Raw genomic sequence first — 17,302 nt, forward strand, 5'->3', positions numbered from 1 at the left:
GGAACGCCGGCATGATGACAACAGGAGACGCCAATGCAACTCAACATTTCAGGCCATCACGTAGAGCTGACCCCTGCACTGAAGGATTACGTCAACACCAAGTTCGAGAAGCTTGAGCGCCACTTTGACCACATCAGTAACTGTCAGGTGACGCTGGAAGTTGAGAAAGTTCGCCAGATGGCCGAAGCTACCCTCCACGTTGTGGGTGGCGAGGTTCACGCAAAGGCTGAAAACGAGGATATGTACGCGGCAATCGATGCCCTGGTGGACAAGCTTGACCGCCAGATCCTCAAGCACAAGGAAAAGAACGTAGACCGGATGCACGGTAACGGCTAAGCGCCTTCCAGCGCAGGCTACCGGGTAATTCAATCGAACGAGCTGCGGCAGGGCTACCGGCCGCAGCCTTTTTTTTACGGGTTCACAGTTAATCCATGAGCGATACATCCCTGACCATCGACAACATCCTGGCCCCGGCACTGACGCTGTGCCAGGTACCGGCGTCCAGCAAGAAACGGGTGTTGGAGTTTATTGCCGAGCGGATTCACTATCAGGACGAGACTCTCAACGACAACGACATCTTCAACAACCTGGTGTCCCGGGAGCGTCTTGGCAGCACAGGTATCGGGCAGGGTATCGCCATACCCCACTGCCGCCTGGAAGGTCTGGACCGGGTAATCGGAGTGTTGATGACCCTGGCCGAGCCGGTGGACTTTGATGCCATCGACAACCAGCCGGTAGACCTGGTGTTTGCCCTGGTTGTACCCAAAGAAGCCACCAGCGAGCACCTGGAGCTGTTGAGCCAGCTTGCCGAACGTTTCAACGACAGCGCATTCTGCGAGCGCCTGCGCAAATGCCAGGATGCCGACTCCCTGTATAAGGGCATGACCACCGACAGCCAGTAACCGAGGGCTGTCAAAGTACGGGAGAAGCCTAACCATGAAGCTGATCATCGTCAGTGGCCGGTCCGGGTCGGGCAAAAGTACGGCACTGCACGTACTGGAAGACCTGGGGTTCTATTGCATAGACAACCTACCCATCGGCCTGCTGTTTCCCCTGACCCGGGAAGCCGTGGCCCACGAGGCCCCCGGCCGCCTGAAAAAAATGGCGGTCAGTATCGATGCCCGCAACCTGTCCGGTGAACTGGCCAATTTCGAGGACATCTACCAGCGGCTGGGTGATACCGGGATCGAGATCGAAATCATCTTCCTGGATGCCGACGAGCAATCCCTGCTGCAACGGTTCCACGCCACCCGGCGCAAGCACCCCCTGAGCGACGACAAGACCTCCCTGCGCGAAGCCATCAGCAACGAGAAACAGCTGCTGGAACCGCTGTCGAAGCTGGCCGACCTGTATATCAACACCACCGGCCTGTCCATGTACGAATTACGCGACATGGTGAAACAGCGGGTGGCCGGCCGCAAGGAACAGGAAATCGCCCTGCTGTTCCAGTCATTCGGCTTCAAGCACGGCGTGCCGGTAGATTCCGATTATGTATTTGATGTGCGCTGCCTGCCCAATCCGTACTGGGACACCAGCCTGCGCAAGCACACCGGCACCGACCAGCCGGTAATCGATTTCCTGGAGCGGGAACCGCTGACCGGGCAAATGGTGGACGACCTCACCGGCTTCCTGAACACCTGGCTACCGTCCTTTGCCGACAGCAACCGCAGCTACATGACCATTTCCATCGGCTGCACCGGTGGCCAGCACCGGTCGGTGTATGTGTGCGAGCAATTGGGCGCTTACTTCCGCAAGCAGTACCGCAACGTGCAGGTGCGCCATACCGAGTTGCCTCACCTGCAAGCCCGGGGAGAGATCTGAGCCGCCATGATCTGCCGCCCCATCACAATTATCAACAAGCTCGGGCTGCACGCCCGGGCCACCAACAAGCTGGTGACCACCGCCTCCCGGTTTGACAGCAAGATCACCCTGAAGGCCAAGGGCCGGGAAGTGGATGCCCGCAACATTATGCAGGTGATGATGCTGGCCGCCAGCCAGGGCACCGAAGTGGAGCTGGCCGCCGATGGCCCGGACGAACAGGAAGCCATCGACGCTCTGGTTGCACTGATCGATGACTATTTCGGCGAGGGTGAATAAAACTTCGTAATTCACCTACAAGTCTTCCTCACCTGTGTAACCTAACTCCGCTATAATACAAAGGTTTTCTGATCGCAGGTGGTTTCATGACCGACATTCTGGAAAAAAGTCAGGCCCGACAGCGGCTTCGCTCCCTCAGTGAGGCCCTCGACAGTGGTGCCCTCAAACAGGTAGCGCGCATCCTGAATGGCGGCCTGAGCCCCAGTGATATTGCCCACCTGCTGGAATCTTCCCCGCCACGGCAGCGGGTTTTGCTGTGGAAGCTGGTCGACAAGCAACTGGAAGGTGAAGTCCTCCAGTACATGTCGGACGACATCCGGGCCGACTTCCTGAGCGAGTTCAACGCCCAGGAACTGGCCAACCTGCTGGAAGACTTCGAATCGGACGACCTGGCCGACTTGCTGCAGCAGTTGCCGGATACGGTGATCCAGGAAGTCCTGGATACCATGGACGAGCAGGACCGGCAGCGGGTAGAGGAAGTACTCTCCTACCCGGAAGACACCGCCGGTGGCCTGATGAACACCGATACGGTGACGGTGCGCCCGGACATCACCATTGACGTTGTTCTGCGGTACCTGCGCCGGCACCGTACCCTGCCGCCGATGACCGACAGCCTGATTGTGGTCAGCCGGCGCGACGAATTTATCGGTATTCTGCCCATTACCCGCATGCTGGTATCCAATCCCGGCGCAACCGTGCGGGAGGTTATGGATACCGACATAGAGCCGATTCACGTCACCCTGTCCGACACCAAGGTTGCCACCCTGTTCGAGCGCTACGACCTGATCTCCGCGCCGGTGGTGGATGAAAGCAACCGGCTGCTCGGCCGGATCACCATCGATGACGTGGTCGACGTTATCCGGGACGACGCCGACCATTCCCTGATGAGCATGGCCGGCCTGGACGAAGACGAAGACACCTTTGCCCCGGTGATGAAAACCACCAAGCGCCGGGCCGTCTGGCTGGGCGTAAACCTGATTACCGCCTTTACCGCCTCGGCAGTCATCGGCCTGTTTGAAGAAACCATCTCCAAGGTGGTGGCCCTGGCGGTACTGATGCCTATCGTGGCCAGCATGGGCGGCATCGCCGGCAGCCAGACCCTGACCCTGGTTATCCGGGGCATGGCCGTGGGCCAGATCAGCGGCGCCAACGTAGGCTGGCTGCTGAACCGGGAGTTTCTCTCCGGCGTACTCAACGGCCTGTTATGGGCCCTGGTGGTGGCGACCGCCGCGGTGCTCTGGTTCAACGACTGGCTGATTGGTGCGGTGATTGCCGCTGCCCTGGTGATCAACCTGGTAGCTGCGGCCCTGGTGGGCACGGTGTTGCCGCTGTTCCTGAAATCCCGGAACATTGACCCGGCGCTGGCCGGCAGCGTTATCCTGACAACGGTAACCGATGTTGTCGGTTTCATGGCCTTCCTGGGATTGGCCACCCTTTTCTACGCCTGACAGACAAGCCTTATTGCCATGACAGACCAACACGAAGACCAGTTCGAGGAAGATTTCGGCCCCAGTAAATCCCAGCTCAAACGGGAAATGCACGCCCTGCAGGAACTGGGCAAACGCATGCTGGACCTGAGCGATGAACAACTGGCCTCGCTGACCATCAGCGAAACCCTGAAAGCCGCCATTGTGGAATCACGCCGGATTAACCAGCGCGAAGCCCGGCGCCGGCACCTGCAATACATCGGCAAGGTGATCCGCCAGGAAGATGACCCTGAAGCAGTGAGCCGGGCCATTGATGCCTTCCACGCCGGCAGCGAGGAACACACGCGCCGGCACCACCTGGCCGAGCGCTGGCGCGACCGGATGATTGCCGAGGGCGACAAGGTAGTGGGCGAGTTTATTGACTACTGTCCGACCGCCGAGGTGCAGCATCTGCGCAACCTGGTGCGCAACGCCCGCAAGGATGTGGAGAAAGAGAAGAATACCGGCCAGTCCCGAAAACTGTTCCGCGCCCTGCGGGAATGGATCGACGACGCCGAGCAGCAGTAATCACGGTGGGGCGCAACGCCCCACCGCTTTACAAGCGCCGGTGCTGCCACACCGGCATGCGGGTTCTCAGCTGTTCCAGCCGCTCCAGGTCCAGGTCTGCCAGCACCACTCCGGGGCCCTGCTCTAGTTCGCAGACCACCTCGCCCCAGGGATCACAAATCAAGCTATGGCCGTAGGTTTTGCGGCGTTCGCTGTTCTGGCCACCCTGCCCCGCTGCCACCACCCATACCTGGTTCTCGATGGCCCGGGCGCGAATCAGCGCATGCCAGTGGGCATCACCAGTCTGCCAGGTGAAGGCGCTGGGCAGGCACACCCAGTCTGCCCCTTGCTCTCGTAGCGCCCGGAACAGCTCGGGGAAGCGCAGATCGTAGCAGATCGCCAACCCAAGCCTGCCCGCCGGCGTATCCACGGTAACCACCCGCTGCCCGGGCTCGAAGCTGTCTGACTCCCGGTACTGGCCGTGGGCATCGTCCACCATGGCATCGAACAGGTGGATCTTGTCATAGCGGGCAACTTCGTGGCCCTGGTCGTCGTATACCAGGCAGGTGGCCCGCACCCGGTCCGGAATATCGCTTCCGTCAGGCCGGTTCGCCAGCGGCAGGGAGCCGCCGACAATCCAGAGTTTGTTCTGCCGGGCCTGGTCAGCCAGGAAACGGCGAATGACCGGTTCCGGCCCTGCCTCCTGCTCGCCGCAGCCACGCATCTTCGCCGTGGCCAGTACGGCAAAGTTCTCGGGAAGCACGGCCACCTTCGCGCCCTGCCCCGCGGCTTCGGCCAGCAAGCGCCCGGCTTCGTCCAGGTTGGCTGCAACATCGTGGCTGCTGACCATCTGTATGGCGGCTACCTGTGTCATCCTTCCCTCCTTACTGTTCGGCAGTATCAAACACACTGCGCAGATCAACTTCGGGTTCGCTCCAGCTACCGGTGACACTGTAGGTGGCGCTGGTCAGTTTGCTCAAGGGATCACCCAGGATCTTGTCCAGCACAAACAAGGCGCCACCAATCGGAGCGCTGGCTCCCATCAGTATGGCAGCCAGGGGCAGATTCTGGGTAACCGGTAACACCACCACCAGTCGCATATCCAGGCTTTCATCGGCCATGTTGGTGGAGCCGTTGATCTTGAAGGCACCGGATGGGCCCACCAGTTGCAGCTCCGGGTCCATGGTAACCAGCCCGTCACTGATGCGGGCCTTGCCGGAAATGGCATCAAAGGCCACGCCCCGCTCGTACAGGTCGGAAAAGTCCAGGCGCAGGCGGCGCCAAAGGGTGTCGGTGTTCAGCAGGTTGAAGACCCGGAACAATTGGGCCGAGTTGTTCTGCTCCAGGATCACGCCATCGTCCAGCCGCACGCTGACTTCCCCGCTGAGCGCACTCAGGCCGATATCATTGGGGCCGCCAGGCCAGTCAATATCCAGCTCCACCGCCGTGGCCTGGTTGGTCAGGGGGATGGAGCTGCCGGTCAGGGCTTCCAGGTCTTTCAGGGCACCGCCGGTCAGCTGGCCCTGAAAGCGGGTGGTTTCCCGGTCATCCACGACCCGCCAGACCATGTCACCTGACAGCTCCAGGGCACCCAGGCGGCCTTCAATGGCCTCCACATTCAGCTGGTGCGGGGCCGGGCGCAACCGGAAGCTCCAGCTGCCCGCCGACTCACCCCCAAGCTTGAGGTTACTGATGCGGCCGTCCACATCCGGCCAGCTGCCAATATCCAGCTGGCGGAAGGCTTCCAGCTGTTGCTCCAGGGTCAGCAGCTCAGGCGCTTGGTCCTGTTCGGTTGAAGCGTCCTCCCGGCTCAGGTGCAGGGTGTGCAGGTCTACCTGAACCACGCCGTCGTCATCGGGAATCACCACCCGGCCGGCGGCCCGTTCCGATTCGGTATTGACCACCCAGCGGTCGCCCAGGTCCAGCGCGCTGATGGTGATATCGGTGAGCCGGTGGCTGCCCAGGCTCAGATAATCAAACCGCAAATCCAGTGCCGATTCTTTCCAGAGCAGGTCCAACGCCATCCGGTCTTGCCAGTCTCCGGTAATGCGCACACCTTCCTCAACAAAGGGATCGACACGGGCTTTCAGCTGCGCGGTTTGGCCGGCGGTTTTGGCCAACGGCTCAGGCCAGTCCACGTTCAGGCCGGCCAGGTCAGAGGTCATCTCGATGGCGGACGGGCCGTTGGCATCCACCCGCATCCGGGCCTGGTAATCCAGTGTGCCATCCAGGCCAAATCCGGTTCCTTCAGCCTGTCCCAGCTGTTGCAGGAAGGACGGCAGGGACAACTGGCCGGCCTGCCGGATGGTCAGGGCTTCGGCACGGCCGGTTTGCTCGAACGACAGGGTAACCGGCTGATCCATAAAGAGGGCATTCACCGGGCCGCCGGAGAAACCCTGTTCGGTGTGGTAGGTCAGGTCGGTGCGGATATCCGTCCAGGCCAGGCCTGGCCCGGGCAGGCGGAAACTGCCGTTCTCGGTACGAACCCGGGCCTGTACCTCGGTGTTGGCACCGTCCTGCAGCGGAATCTCGATGTTCAGGCCAAGACGGTACTGGCCGGCAAACTCAGCACTGCTGACTGCCTGCCCGGCCAGTTCACCCAGGGGGCTGTTGGCCATCCACCAGGGCACTGCATCACCCGGCACATCCGACGTGACATCCACCAGCACCCGGGTCGGCTGTTGGTCGGTTGCAGGCACAACCTGTACCAATCCATCGCGGACGTCGAGCCCTCCGGTCCGGGCACGGTTCAGGGTTACCCGAGTGTCGGCATTCTGTACTTCCACCCGGCCCGCGGCGGCTTCCACTTCCGGCCAGCGGTCGTCGTAGCGGACCCGGGCATTGTCGAATTCGTACCACATGGAGGATACAAAAGAACCATTTGGTGCACCGGAATCAATCCGGCCATGGCCATAGTATTCGCCACCGGTAATGTCGGCTTCGGTAATACGGGTCGTGAGCCATTCATAGAGCCCTTCGTTCACCACTTTTGCGGGCACAAACTCCGCGAGCATTCCCGCCTGGCCATTCTGCACGCCGACCCGAAGGCCCAGGTAGTCATCACCGGCCCGGTCCAGGCGCAGTTCAAAGGCGCCGGTCAGGCGGGTGTTGTCCTGATAGGAAAACTGCAGGTCGTCCGCCCACACCCGGGTAAGATTGCCGGCTTGTACCCAGGCTACACGGCCAGTCATGGTGTTCAGGGTCCAGCTGCCGGCATACAAACCTGGAAAGCCAAGGGTCGCGGGTTCATTTGTGTCCAGTTCAACAAAGCCCTGATCCGCCGTCAGCTGCAAGCGGCCCTTAAGCCCGGATGCACCCGGTGCGCCCCGCCAGGGTTTCACCCCCAGGTCCCGGATTTGCCCGGACAACCGGAAATCCCGGGCCTGCTCCGGTAACTCCAGCAACATGTCGTCCAGGTAACCGGTGGGGCGATAGTGGTCGAGAGCATCATCGGCCACTTGTGGCAATACCGAAAGCGAGCGAACCAGGCGGCGGAGCGGCCCCAGGGGCAACGCATCGGCTACCAGCGCGGAGGCACCAGGCTGGTTCAGCAGGCGCACACTGAACGGTTCCACCTGGTCGCCATCCCATTGCCACTGCAATTGCTGCAGCATCAGGTCGCCGCCCCGGCGCCAGCCAAAGCGGGTGCTGATGTCTTCCAGCGGAGCCAGTGAAGCCATGCCGACACCCAGCTGAAGGTATGGGGTTTCCAACGTGCCCTGTATCTGCTGTAAGGTGCCGTTTTCAAAGGTCAGCCAGGCCCGGCCGCCCAGATCGAAACCTTCCACCCGGATGCCGCGCCAGCTCAAGTCGTCGATCAGGCCATCAAACAGGCGGCCCGAATCCACGTCTACATACAGCTGGCCGGTAAAGTCGCCCCGGAAAAAACGCTGGCCTACCAGCGCAAAGCTGGCTAGCTGGGTGGCCGTGCCGCTTTGCATGGCACGGCCGGAGGCCTGGAACAGCCCACGGGTATACAGCAAATCAAGTCTGGGAATATAGAGATGTCGCAGGTCGTCCTCGTTCTGGCCGATGGCCAGGCTGACCCGGGTAATCCGTACCTCCGGCTCCGACAACCACTGGCCCGCCAGCCTCAGCCACTCCCGGGCAGCCCCTTCATTGAGCGGTTCCAGTTCGGCAATCTGCTCGACCGGGTCCGAGAGCTGGTCTCCGGGAGCCCGAATCAGGGTAAGCACCAGGCCATCGGCCTCGAAATCCTCGAACACCAGCCGAAGCCGTGATACCGACGCCAGGAAATCCAGCCGCAGGCGCAGGTGTTCCAGCTCGGCAATGGTGCGGCCGGAATCGGGATTGGAGAGGGTCAGTCCGGAGGCGGTCAGGGACGGGTCGAGCCAGTTCCAGCTGGAGGACAGCCGGGTAATATCTACATCCAGCCCGGTCTGGGCAGACATTTCAGCCGCAATACGATCGGAAAAGCGGTCGACCTGGGCGGTCAGCTGCCGGCCGATGCCGGCATACAGGGCAAGCAATACCAGAACCACCAGGATCGACCACCAGACCGCGCCTGCAATCAGCTCCAATAGCCGGCCAACCGGGCCGCTTTTTGGCAGCTCCGGCTGATCGGTGTTCTGATCGCGGTTCGACATATGGCAGAGAACTCCCCGGCTGGTTCCGCCGGTCAGGCGTCAGAGCAGAACCACATCGTACTGCTCCTGGCTGTAAAAAGGCTCTACCTGGAAGCGAATGGTCTTACTGATAAAGGTTTCAAGGTCGGCCACATTGTCGGATTCTTCGTCCAGCAGCCGGTCCACCACTTTCTGGGACGCCATCACGAGGTAGTTTTCCGCCTCGTAGGCCCGGTTGACCCGCAGGATCTCCCGGAAAATTTCATAGCACACCGTTTCGGCCGTTTTCAGGAAACCCCGACCATCGCAAATCGGGCACGGCTCGCACAACACCTGGCCCAGGCTTTCGGTGGTGCGCTTGCGTGTCATCTCCACCAGCCCGAGTTCCGACACCCCGGTAATCTTGGTCTTGGCGTGGTCCCGCTCGAGCATTTTTTCCAGCATACGATGCACCTGGCGCTGGTGCTCCGGGTCTTCCATGTCGATAAAATCGATAATGATGATGCCGCCGAGGTTGCGCAGGCGTAGTTGCCGGCTGATGGCCCGGGCCGCTTCCAGGTTAGTTTTGAAAATGGTTTCTTCAAGGTTCCGGTGGCCGACAAAGGCGCCGGTGTTGATGTCGATGGTGGTCATTGCCTCGGTCTGGTCGATGATCACATAGCCACCGGACTTCAACTGCACCTTGCGGCTGAGCGCCTTCTGGATTTCGTCTTCCACGGAATACAGGTCGAAGATCGGGCGTTCACCGGGGTAGTACTCAACCTTGTCGGCAAACTCGGTAACAAACTCCCGCACAAACTCCATTACCCGCTGATAGCTCTCGCGGCTGTCGATGCGCACCTTTTCGGTTTGCGGCCGGATCAGGTCCCGGATGGTGCGGATAAACAGCGGCAGGTCCTGGTAAACAACGGCCGGAGCCTGCACCTTGCCGATCCGTTCCTTGATAGACACACTCAGCCGGTGCAGGTAGGTCATGTCGGCGATCAACTCTTCCGCCTGGGCAGCTTCTGCCGCTGTGCGGATGATGTAACCGCCCTGCACGTCGCTGTCTTCGGCCGCGGCTTCTTCGATCAGGGTTTTCAGGCGGGCGCGTTCGGTTTCGTCTTCGATACGCTGGGAAATACCGACGTGGCTGACCCCGGGCATAAAGACCAGATAGCGGGACGGAATCGATAACTGGGTGGTCAGGCGAGCGCCCTTGGTGCCAATTGGGTCCTTGGTGACCTGCACCACCAGGGACTGGCCTTCGCGCAGCAGGGTGCGGATGTCGGGCACGGTTTTCGGGCCGTCTCCGCCTTCGTCGCTGGGCTGTTGGGTGCAGGCTACGTCAGAGGCATGGATAAACGCCGCCCGTTCCAGGCCGATATCCACGAATGCTGCTTCCATGCCCGGCAGCACCCGAACCACCTTGCCTTTATAGATGTTGCCAACGATGCCTTTGCGGCTGGTCCGCTCGATATAGGCTTCCTGCAACATGCCGTTTTCAACCAGTGCCACCCGGGTTTCCACCGGGGTTACGTTGATCAGAATTTCTTCGCTCATGCCTGGTTCTCCTTACTGCGCGGCCAGTTCTGCCAGACCGGACAACCGGCCTGAGCGAGTAATTCGGCGGTTTCCTGTAGTGGCAATCCCACTACGGCACTGTAACTGCCTTTCAGTTCCCTGACAAAAATACCGCCACGGCCCTGAATGCCGTAGCCGCCGGCCTTATCCATGGGCTCACCACTGGCCACGTAGGCCTGAATTTCCTGTTCACCCAGGGTACGGAACGTCACTTCGGTAATGCTCACCCGGGACTGGCAATCGCTTCCCCTGGCGAGCGCCACGGCGGTCATGACCTGGTGGGTTTGCCCGGACAAACGGGACAGCATGCTGCAAGCATGGTCATCCGACTCCGGCTTGGCCAGGATCTCACCGGCCAATACCACGGTGGTGTCTGAGCCCAGCACCAGGTTGTCCGGATGGTCAGCAGCAACCGCCAGGGCCTTTTCCCGGGCCAGCCGTTCTACGTAGTGTTGAGGGGATTCGCCGGCCAGCGGGGTTTCGTCGATATCCGCCGGGCAGGCCCGGTGGTTTACGCCAATCTGGCTCAGCAGCTCGGCACGTCGGGGAGAGGCAGATGCCAGGATCAGGCCGGTCATAGGGTTATCCGAGTTTGCGGTTCAGGCTGTCGAGCAGTCCAGACACGAAGGGCCAGGCGACGGCACTGGTCAGCGCCGGCCACAGGTAACTGAAGCCGGGTGTGTCGGCGCCGAACAGCTGTTTAACGAAATGCACCAGCATCTGGTTGATGCCCACTAACAGAAACACCATCAGACACTGCTGGGGCAAGGGATACATGCGCAGGCGGTGATGAACCGTCAGCACCAGGAAGGCAATCAGGGCCATGGCCATGGCGTTGACGCCCAGCGGTGTGGATTCCAGGATGTCCAGCAACAGGCCCAGGCACCAGGCCATCACGATGCCGAATTGGGCGGGCGCCCGGAAGGTCCAGTAAAAGACGATAAGCCCCAGCCACTCGGGGCGGAACTCGAACCAGCCCACCGGGAACCAGGAAATGCTGAGCACCAGCGCCAGAACGACCGTCAGGGCAAACAGGGGGTAGCTGATCACCGACAACATCAGTTCTGCTCCTCCACTTCTCCGAGCGGTACCAGCGGGGCTTCGGCTGGCTCATCCTTCTGCTGGAACACCACCAGTACCAGGCGGCTCTGGTTCAGCCGGGCCTTTGGCACGGCGACAATATCCACAAACGGCTCGCCCGGCTCCTTGGAAATGCTGCTGACCTCTGCCACCGGATAGCCCCGGGGAAAACGACCGCCCAGGCCCGAGCTCACCAGCATGTCGCCTTCGCGGATATCGGCAGTATCGGGGACATGCACCAGTTCCAGTTCATCGGTCTCGCCGTTACCCAGCAGAATCGAGCGCAGGCCGTTGCGAACCACTTCCACGGGCACCGCATGGCTGCTGTCCGACACCAACAATACCCGGGAGGTGAACTGGCTGGCCTGGATCACCTGGCCCAGCAGGCCTTCGGCATCGAGCACCGCCTGCCCGGTGGTTACACCGTCGTTGCTGCCTTTGTTGATGACAACCTCGTGGGAGAACGGGTCCGGGGAGACTGCGACCACTTCGCCGACAATCACCCGGTCGTCCAGCACTTCGGAGGAGTTCAGCAAGCGGCGCAGTTCGTTGTTTTCAGACGCCAGGGCGGCGTATTTGAGGGCCCGGCGTTCGAGAATGAGCAGGCGGGTTTTCAGTTCTTCGTTTTCCTGCTGCAGGTCGTCGCGGCTGACAAACAGGCCGGAGAACCAGTCGCTGAAGCGGTAGGGCGCGTTGCCCAGCCAGTAGACGGGGCCAAGGCCGGTAGCAATCACGCTGCGCACCGGTGCCAGCTTGTCAAAACGGCCATCGGCAGCGATTAACGCTGCCGATACCAGAATCACAAGCAGAAGTCTGAAGCCGGGAACCGGCCCCTGGACGAAGATGGTCTTAATGGCTTAGCCCTCCCACAGGGTCACCCCTCCTGGGAGAACATTCCGATGCCACCGCGATCAATGACTTCCAGCGCCTTGCCTCCACCACGGGCGACACAGGTGAGCGGGTCTTCGGCGATGATCACCGGCAGACCGGTCTCTTCACTGATGAGCTTGTCGAGGCCACGCAGCAGGGCGCCACCACCGGTCAATACGATGCCGCGCTCGGCGATATCAGAGGCCAGTTCGGGCGGAGACTGCTCGAGAGCACTTTTTACGGTCTGGACGATCTGGGCCAGGGATTCCTGCAGGGCGTCCAGGATTTCTTCACTGTTCAGGGTGAAGGCCCGGGGCACACCCTCGGCCAGGTTGCGACCGCGAACGTCGATTTCGCGCACTTCCAGGCCTTCGTAGGCGCAGCCGATTTCGTGCTTGATGCGCTCGGCGGTGGAATCACCGATCAGGCTGCCGTAGTTGCGGCGCACGTAGGTGACGATGGCTTCGTCGAATTTGTCGCCGCCGACACGTACGGAATCCGCATAAACGATGCCGTTCAGGGAGATGATGGCGATTTCGGTGGTGCCGCCGCCGATGTCGACAATCATGGAGCCGCTGGCTTCCTCTACCGGCAGGCCGGCACCGATGGCCGCCGCCATGGGCTCTTCAATCAGGAACACTTCACGGGCGCCGGCGCCCAGGGCAGATTCGCGGATGGCTTTGCGTTCTACCTGGGTGGATTTGCTGGGCACACACACCAGTACGCGGGGGCTCGGGGTGATGAAGCTGTTTTCGTGCACTTTGTGGATGAAGTGCTGGAGCATTTTTTCGGTGACTACGAAGTCTGCAATCACGCCGTCTTTCATCGGGCGGATGGCGGTAATGTTGCCCGGGGTACGGCCAAGCATGCGCTTCGCTTCGGCGCCTACGGCGGCGACCATTTTCTGGGACCCGCTGGTGCGGATGGCGACAACGGAGGGTTCGTCCAGTACGATTCCGCGATCACGTACAAAAATCAGTGTGTTGGCGGTGCCCAGGTCGATGGACAGGTCGCTTGAGAACAGGCCTCGGAGTCTTTTGATCAGCATTAGTGTAGTTTCAACCTGAGAGTTGCGGTTGCGGATGTAGAAGAATCCGGCAACTTTAGCAGTGGCGCCATTTTCAGGCAAGGCGCCATCTGTGGCGGGAGCTTACCATTCTCACATTTTTGGGCGTGTTCCGGGGCCAATCTCTGGCGGGATTCTGGTAATATAAGCGGCTTGTTTTTTATTCGTGCAAGGATGCCTTGGGGAACCGCCTTCCGAAAACCGCTCCTTCGGCCCCCGCTGGGTCCGGCCCGCAATCACAGATTGCGGTCGCTCAGCAGTCGCATGAAGCTTTGCTTCATAAGCGCTCGGCTGAGCCCATGTGGCGCTTCTGCTCCGCCATCCATGGCTCCGCAAATTTTCGGAAGGCGGTTCCCCAAGGCATCCCCAGGCGGCAGTGCAGTTTCAAACACAACTTGCTTCTGCCGCTGGGCATCATTGCATTAAATTGTTTTCACACACTCTTCTATTGGAGGCAACGTGAGCATTTCCCGCGAGGACATCGAAAAAGTTGCCGTGCTCGCCCGCATCAAGGTGGACGGCGAGCAGGTTTCGGCTCTGGAGAAAGATCTCGGCAATATCCTGGATCTGGCGGATCAGTTGAGTGCCGCGGATACCGATTCGGTGGAGCCCATGGCGCATCCGCTGGATGCGGTGCAGAAGCTGCGGCCGGATGTGGTTACCGAGACCAATCAGCGGGAGGCGTTTCAGGCGATTGCGCCGGCTACCGAGGATGGGTTGTATCTGGTGCCCAGGGTTATTGAGTGATTTGGTCGTCCATCAGAGATTTCGGGATTTATCATGCATAACAAGTCTGTAGCAGAGCTTTCCAGAGAGCTGGAGAGTGGCAGGATTTCGAGTGTGGAGCTGACTCAGCAGTTCCTGGACCGTCTGAAGACTGAAGACGGCAAGTACAACAGCTTTATTACCATCTCCGACGAGCAGGCGCTGGCTGAGGCGAAGGCCGCTGATGAGATGCGCGCAGCCGGTAAGGCCACGGTGTGGACCGGGGTGCCGTTTGCTCACAAGGATATCTTCTGCACCAGCGGGGTTCGCACCAGCTGTGGTTCGAAGATGCTGGATAATTTTGTGCCTCCTTACGACGCCACGGTAACCGCCAATTTCAAGGCGGCCGGTGCGGTGTGTCTGGGCAAGACCAATATGGATGAGTTCGCCATGGGCTCGTCCAACGAGTCCAGTTTTTATGGCGCGGTGACCAATCCCTGGGGGCTGTCCAGCGGTGACAAGCGGGTGCCGGGTGGTTCTTCCGGTGGTTCTGCCGCTGCGGTTGCCGCGAGGCTGGTGCCGGCAGCGACGGGTACCGACACCGGTGGTTCTATCCGCCAGCCTGCGGCACTGTGTGGCATTACTGGTCTGAAGCCGACTTATGGCCGGGTGTCTCGCTATGGAATGATTGCCTTTGCATCTTCCCTGGATCAGGGCGGGCCGATGGCGCGTACGGCGGAAGACGCGGCTCTGATGATGAATGTGATGGCGGGGCACGATCCGAAGGATTCCACCTGCATCGACCGGGAAGTGCCGGATTACACGGCCACCCTGAACGAGCCGCTTAAGGGCCTGAAGATTGGCTTGCCGAAGGAATACTTCAGCGACCAGCTGGCTCCGGCTATGGAAGAGCAGGTTCGCAATGCCATTCGCGAGTATGAAAAGCTGGGCGCGACGGTGAAGGAAGTGTCGCTGCCGAACGCGAAGCTGGCCATTGGGGCTTATTACGTGATTGCGCCGGCAGAGGCGTCCGCCAACCTGTCCCGGTTTGACGGTGTGCGTTACGGCTATCGCTGTGAAGATCCGAAAGACCTGATGGATATGTACACCCGCACCCGGGCGGAAGGTTTTGGTAACGAGGTGAAGCGCCGGATTCTGGTGGGTTCCTATGCCCTGTCCGCCGGTTACTTTGATGCTTATTACCTGAAAGCCCAGAAGGTTCGGCGTTTGATCCAGCAGGATTTCATCAATGCGTTCAAGGAAGTGGACGTGCTGATGAGCCCGGTGTCGCCAACACCGGCGTTCAAGCTGGGTGAGAAGAACACCGATCCGGTGTCCATGTACCTGGAAGACGTGTTCACCATCGCCATCAACCTGGCAGGCATTCCGGCTATATCGGTGCCGGCCGGGTTTGTTGACGGCTTGCCGGTGGGGCTGCAGATTATCGGGGACTACTTCTCCGAGGCGCGCCTGCTGAACGCCGCCCATCAGTTCCAACAGGTGACCGACTGGCACCAGCGTGAACCCCAATAAGCCCGGACTAGGAGACGAACACATGCAGTGGGATATCGTGATCGGGCTGGAAATTCACGTTCAGCTCGCCACCCAGACCAAGATTTTCTCCGGCTCCAGCACCGCTTTCGGTGCCGAGCCCAACACCCAGGCCAACGCCGTTGACCTGGCCATGCCCGGCACCCTGCCGGTGCCCAACGAGCAGGCATTCCGCTACGCGGTGATGTTCGGCCTGGCCACCAACGCGGAAATCGGCCGACGCTCGGTCTTCGAGCGTAAGAACTACTTTTACCCGGACCTGCCCAAGGGCTACCAGACCACCCAGCTGGCGCAGCCCATTGTCGGCCCCGGCTATGTCGACATCGACCTGGCTGACGGCAGCACCAAACGGGTACGCATTCACCACGCCCACCTGGAAGAAGACGCCGGTAAATCCCTGCACGAGGACTATCATGGCATGTCCGGCATCGACCTGAACCGCGCCGGCACACCGCTGATCGAGGTGGTCACCGAGCCGGACATGAACACCGCCGAGGAAGCCGTAGCCTTCGCAAAGAAGCTGCACAGCATCGTGACCTCCCTGGGCATCTGCGATGGTGATATGTCCCAGGGCTCCATGCGCTTTGACGTGAACATCTCCCTGAAGCCGAAAGGCTCCGACACCCTGGGCACCCGCACCGAAACCAAGAACCTGAACTCCTTCCGGTTCATGGAACAGGCCATCGCCCACGAAGTGGAGCGGCAGATGGATATCCTGGAAGACGGCGGCAGCATCACCCAGGAAACCCGCCTGTACAACGGCGACCGGGACGAGTCCCGCTCCATGCGCACCAAGGAAGAAGCCAACGACTACCGCTACTTCCCCTGCCCGGACCTGCTGCCGGTGGAAATCGACGACGCCTTCATCGAAGACGCCCGCTCTCGCCTGCCGGAACTGCCGGACGCCCGCAAGGCCCGCTTCAAGGAGCAATACGGCCTGAACGACTACGACGCCGGCATCCTGTCTGCCGATGCCAAACTGGCCGCGCTCTTCGAAGAAACCGCTGAACACGGCAAAGACGCCAAGCTGGCCTCCAACTGGATTCAGGGCGAGTTCTCCGCACGCCTGAATGCAGAAGAAAAATCCGTAGCCGAAGCCCCGATTACCGGCGCACAACTGGGCGCCATGGTGACCCGCATCGCCGACAACACCCTGTCCTCTGCGGGCGCCAAGAAGGTGTTCGAAGCCCTGTGGACGGGCGAGAACGACGATGTAGATGCCATCATTGAAGCCAAGGGCCTGAAGCAGGTGTCCGACACCGGCGCCCTGGAATCCATGGTTGATGAGGTGCTGGCCGGCATGCCGGATCAGGTGGCTCAATACCAGAACGAGGAAGATCCGAAGAAGCGCAAGAAGATGCTCGGCGGCTTCATGGGGCCTCTGATGAAGGCTTCCAAGGGCCAGGGTAATCCCAAGCTGTTTAATGAGATTCTCGTTCGCAAGCTTGGCGGTTAATTTCTGACTCTGGTATGGGCCGTCGTGTTTCGGCCCTAGCCTGTTGATTTTTGGGGAGGGGCGGGTTTGGGGCCCCTTCCCAAAAACCGCTACGAGCACATCCATGTGCGCTTCTCTCCGGCCATCCATGGCCTCCGACATTTTTGGGAAGGGGCCCCAAACCCACCCGCTCAAACTATCGGGGCATAGGCTGTAAAAAAACTGCGCCCAGGATACTTACTTTTTCGGCCGAACCTCTCCATCACATTCTTCCAAACAGCCCGCCCTTCTATTTTTCGATTTTCTTGAGCCTATTACTCCGCGTGCCTGAAGGCCTTGGCGGGAGGTGCCTCCCAAAAATTTGCGGAGCCATGGA

General features: G+C 60.6%; 16 protein-coding genes. 9 read left to right on the forward strand and 7 right to left on the reverse strand.

Features of this window, described 5'->3' with window-relative positions:
* The first annotated feature begins 33 nt into the window (after nucleotides 1-33).
* From hpf to yjgA, 6 genes are all read left to right on the forward strand, one after another.
* On the forward strand, nucleotides 34-336 hold the full coding sequence (gene hpf / locus B2589_RS02780; protein WP_022989677.1) for a ribosome hibernation promoting factor: 303 nt from the start codon (nucleotides 34-36) through the stop codon (nucleotides 334-336).
* A 95-nt stretch (nucleotides 337-431) separates the two neighbouring features.
* Nucleotides 432-902 carry a PTS IIA-like nitrogen regulatory protein PtsN gene (gene ptsN / locus B2589_RS02785; protein ID WP_058341304.1) on the forward strand — a complete coding sequence of 157 codons (471 nt, stop codon included), beginning with the start codon at nucleotides 432-434 and terminating at the stop codon, nucleotides 900-902.
* A 34-nt stretch (nucleotides 903-936) separates the two neighbouring features.
* Nucleotides 937-1,821 (forward strand): RNase adapter RapZ, encoded by an 885-nt coding sequence (rapZ, locus tag B2589_RS02790; RefSeq protein ID WP_094623923.1) that lies wholly within the window; start codon nucleotides 937-939, stop codon nucleotides 1,819-1,821.
* 6 nt (nucleotides 1,822-1,827) lie between these two features.
* Nucleotides 1,828-2,097 (forward strand): HPr family phosphocarrier protein, encoded by a 270-nt coding sequence (locus B2589_RS02795; protein ID WP_022989680.1) that lies wholly within the window; start codon nucleotides 1,828-1,830, stop codon nucleotides 2,095-2,097.
* A gap of 86 nt (nucleotides 2,098-2,183) precedes the next feature.
* Nucleotides 2,184-3,545, forward strand: a complete 1,362-nt coding sequence (mgtE, locus tag B2589_RS02800) for a magnesium transporter (protein ID WP_022989681.1) — start codon at nucleotides 2,184-2,186, stop codon at nucleotides 3,543-3,545.
* A gap of 18 nt (nucleotides 3,546-3,563) precedes the next feature.
* Nucleotides 3,564-4,091, forward strand: a complete 528-nt coding sequence (gene yjgA / locus B2589_RS02805) for a ribosome biogenesis factor YjgA (RefSeq protein WP_199457167.1) — start codon at nucleotides 3,564-3,566, stop codon at nucleotides 4,089-4,091.
* 28 nt (nucleotides 4,092-4,119) lie between these two features.
* On the opposite strand, the gene B2589_RS02810 is transcribed toward yjgA, so the two are convergent.
* Genes B2589_RS02810 through B2589_RS02840 form a run of 7 tightly spaced genes read right to left on the reverse strand, consistent with a single transcriptional unit; the run spans nucleotide 4,120 to nucleotide 13,214 of the window.
* The gene (locus tag B2589_RS02810; RefSeq protein WP_286815540.1) at nucleotides 4,120-4,944 is read right to left on the reverse strand and encodes a carbon-nitrogen hydrolase family protein; all 825 of its coding nucleotides are present in this window, start codon (nucleotides 4,942-4,944) and stop codon (nucleotides 4,120-4,122) included.
* A gap of 10 nt (nucleotides 4,945-4,954) precedes the next feature.
* Nucleotides 4,955-8,677 carry a YhdP family protein gene (locus B2589_RS02815; protein WP_286815541.1) on the reverse strand — a complete coding sequence of 1,241 codons (3,723 nt, stop codon included), beginning with the start codon at nucleotides 8,675-8,677 and terminating at the stop codon, nucleotides 4,955-4,957.
* 39 nt (nucleotides 8,678-8,716) lie between these two features.
* The gene (gene rng / locus B2589_RS02820; protein ID WP_022989685.1) at nucleotides 8,717-10,198 is read right to left on the reverse strand and encodes a ribonuclease G; all 1,482 of its coding nucleotides are present in this window, start codon (nucleotides 10,196-10,198) and stop codon (nucleotides 8,717-8,719) included.
* A complete protein-coding gene (locus tag B2589_RS02825; RefSeq protein ID WP_286815542.1) occupies nucleotides 10,195-10,797 on the reverse strand; it encodes a Maf family protein in 603 nt (200 codons plus the stop codon). Before B2589_RS02825 ends, rng begins: the two co-directional genes overlap by 4 nt.
* 4 nt (nucleotides 10,798-10,801) lie before the next feature.
* Nucleotides 10,802-11,278, reverse strand: a complete 477-nt coding sequence (mreD, locus tag B2589_RS02830; RefSeq protein WP_022989687.1) for a rod shape-determining protein MreD — start codon at nucleotides 11,276-11,278, stop codon at nucleotides 10,802-10,804.
* Entirely contained in the window at nucleotides 11,278-12,144 is an 867-nt protein-coding gene (gene mreC, locus B2589_RS02835; RefSeq protein ID WP_286815660.1) for a rod shape-determining protein MreC, read from the reverse strand. The genes mreD and mreC overlap by 1 nt, the downstream gene beginning before the upstream one ends.
* Nucleotides 12,145-12,173: 29 nt before the next feature.
* Nucleotides 12,174-13,214 carry a rod shape-determining protein gene (locus tag B2589_RS02840; protein ID WP_036219800.1) on the reverse strand — a complete coding sequence of 347 codons (1,041 nt, stop codon included), beginning with the start codon at nucleotides 13,212-13,214 and terminating at the stop codon, nucleotides 12,174-12,176.
* Between the two features lie 480 nt (nucleotides 13,215-13,694).
* Here B2589_RS02840 and gatC point away from each other — a divergent pair, with 480 nt between their 5' ends.
* The 3 genes from gatC to gatB are packed head-to-tail and all read left to right on the forward strand — an operon-like array spanning nucleotide 13,695 to nucleotide 16,947.
* Complete coding sequence (gene gatC / locus B2589_RS02845; protein ID WP_286815543.1) at nucleotides 13,695-13,982, forward strand: Asp-tRNA(Asn)/Glu-tRNA(Gln) amidotransferase subunit GatC; 288 nt, start codon at nucleotides 13,695-13,697, stop codon at nucleotides 13,980-13,982.
* Between the two features lie 33 nt (nucleotides 13,983-14,015).
* Nucleotides 14,016-15,473, forward strand: coding sequence for an Asp-tRNA(Asn)/Glu-tRNA(Gln) amidotransferase subunit GatA (gene gatA / locus B2589_RS02850; RefSeq protein WP_286815544.1), 1,458 nt, complete (start codon nucleotides 14,016-14,018; stop codon nucleotides 15,471-15,473).
* 22 nt (nucleotides 15,474-15,495) lie between these two features.
* Complete coding sequence (gene gatB / locus B2589_RS02855) at nucleotides 15,496-16,947, forward strand: Asp-tRNA(Asn)/Glu-tRNA(Gln) amidotransferase subunit GatB (protein ID WP_286815545.1); 1,452 nt, start codon at nucleotides 15,496-15,498, stop codon at nucleotides 16,945-16,947.
* The last annotated feature ends 355 nt before the right edge of the window (nucleotides 16,948-17,302 follow it).

Origin of the sequence: Marinobacter sp. UBA3607, assembly GCF_002375525.1 — a bacterium.
GTDB lineage: Bacteria > Pseudomonadota > Gammaproteobacteria > Pseudomonadales > Oleiphilaceae > Marinobacter > Marinobacter vinifirmus.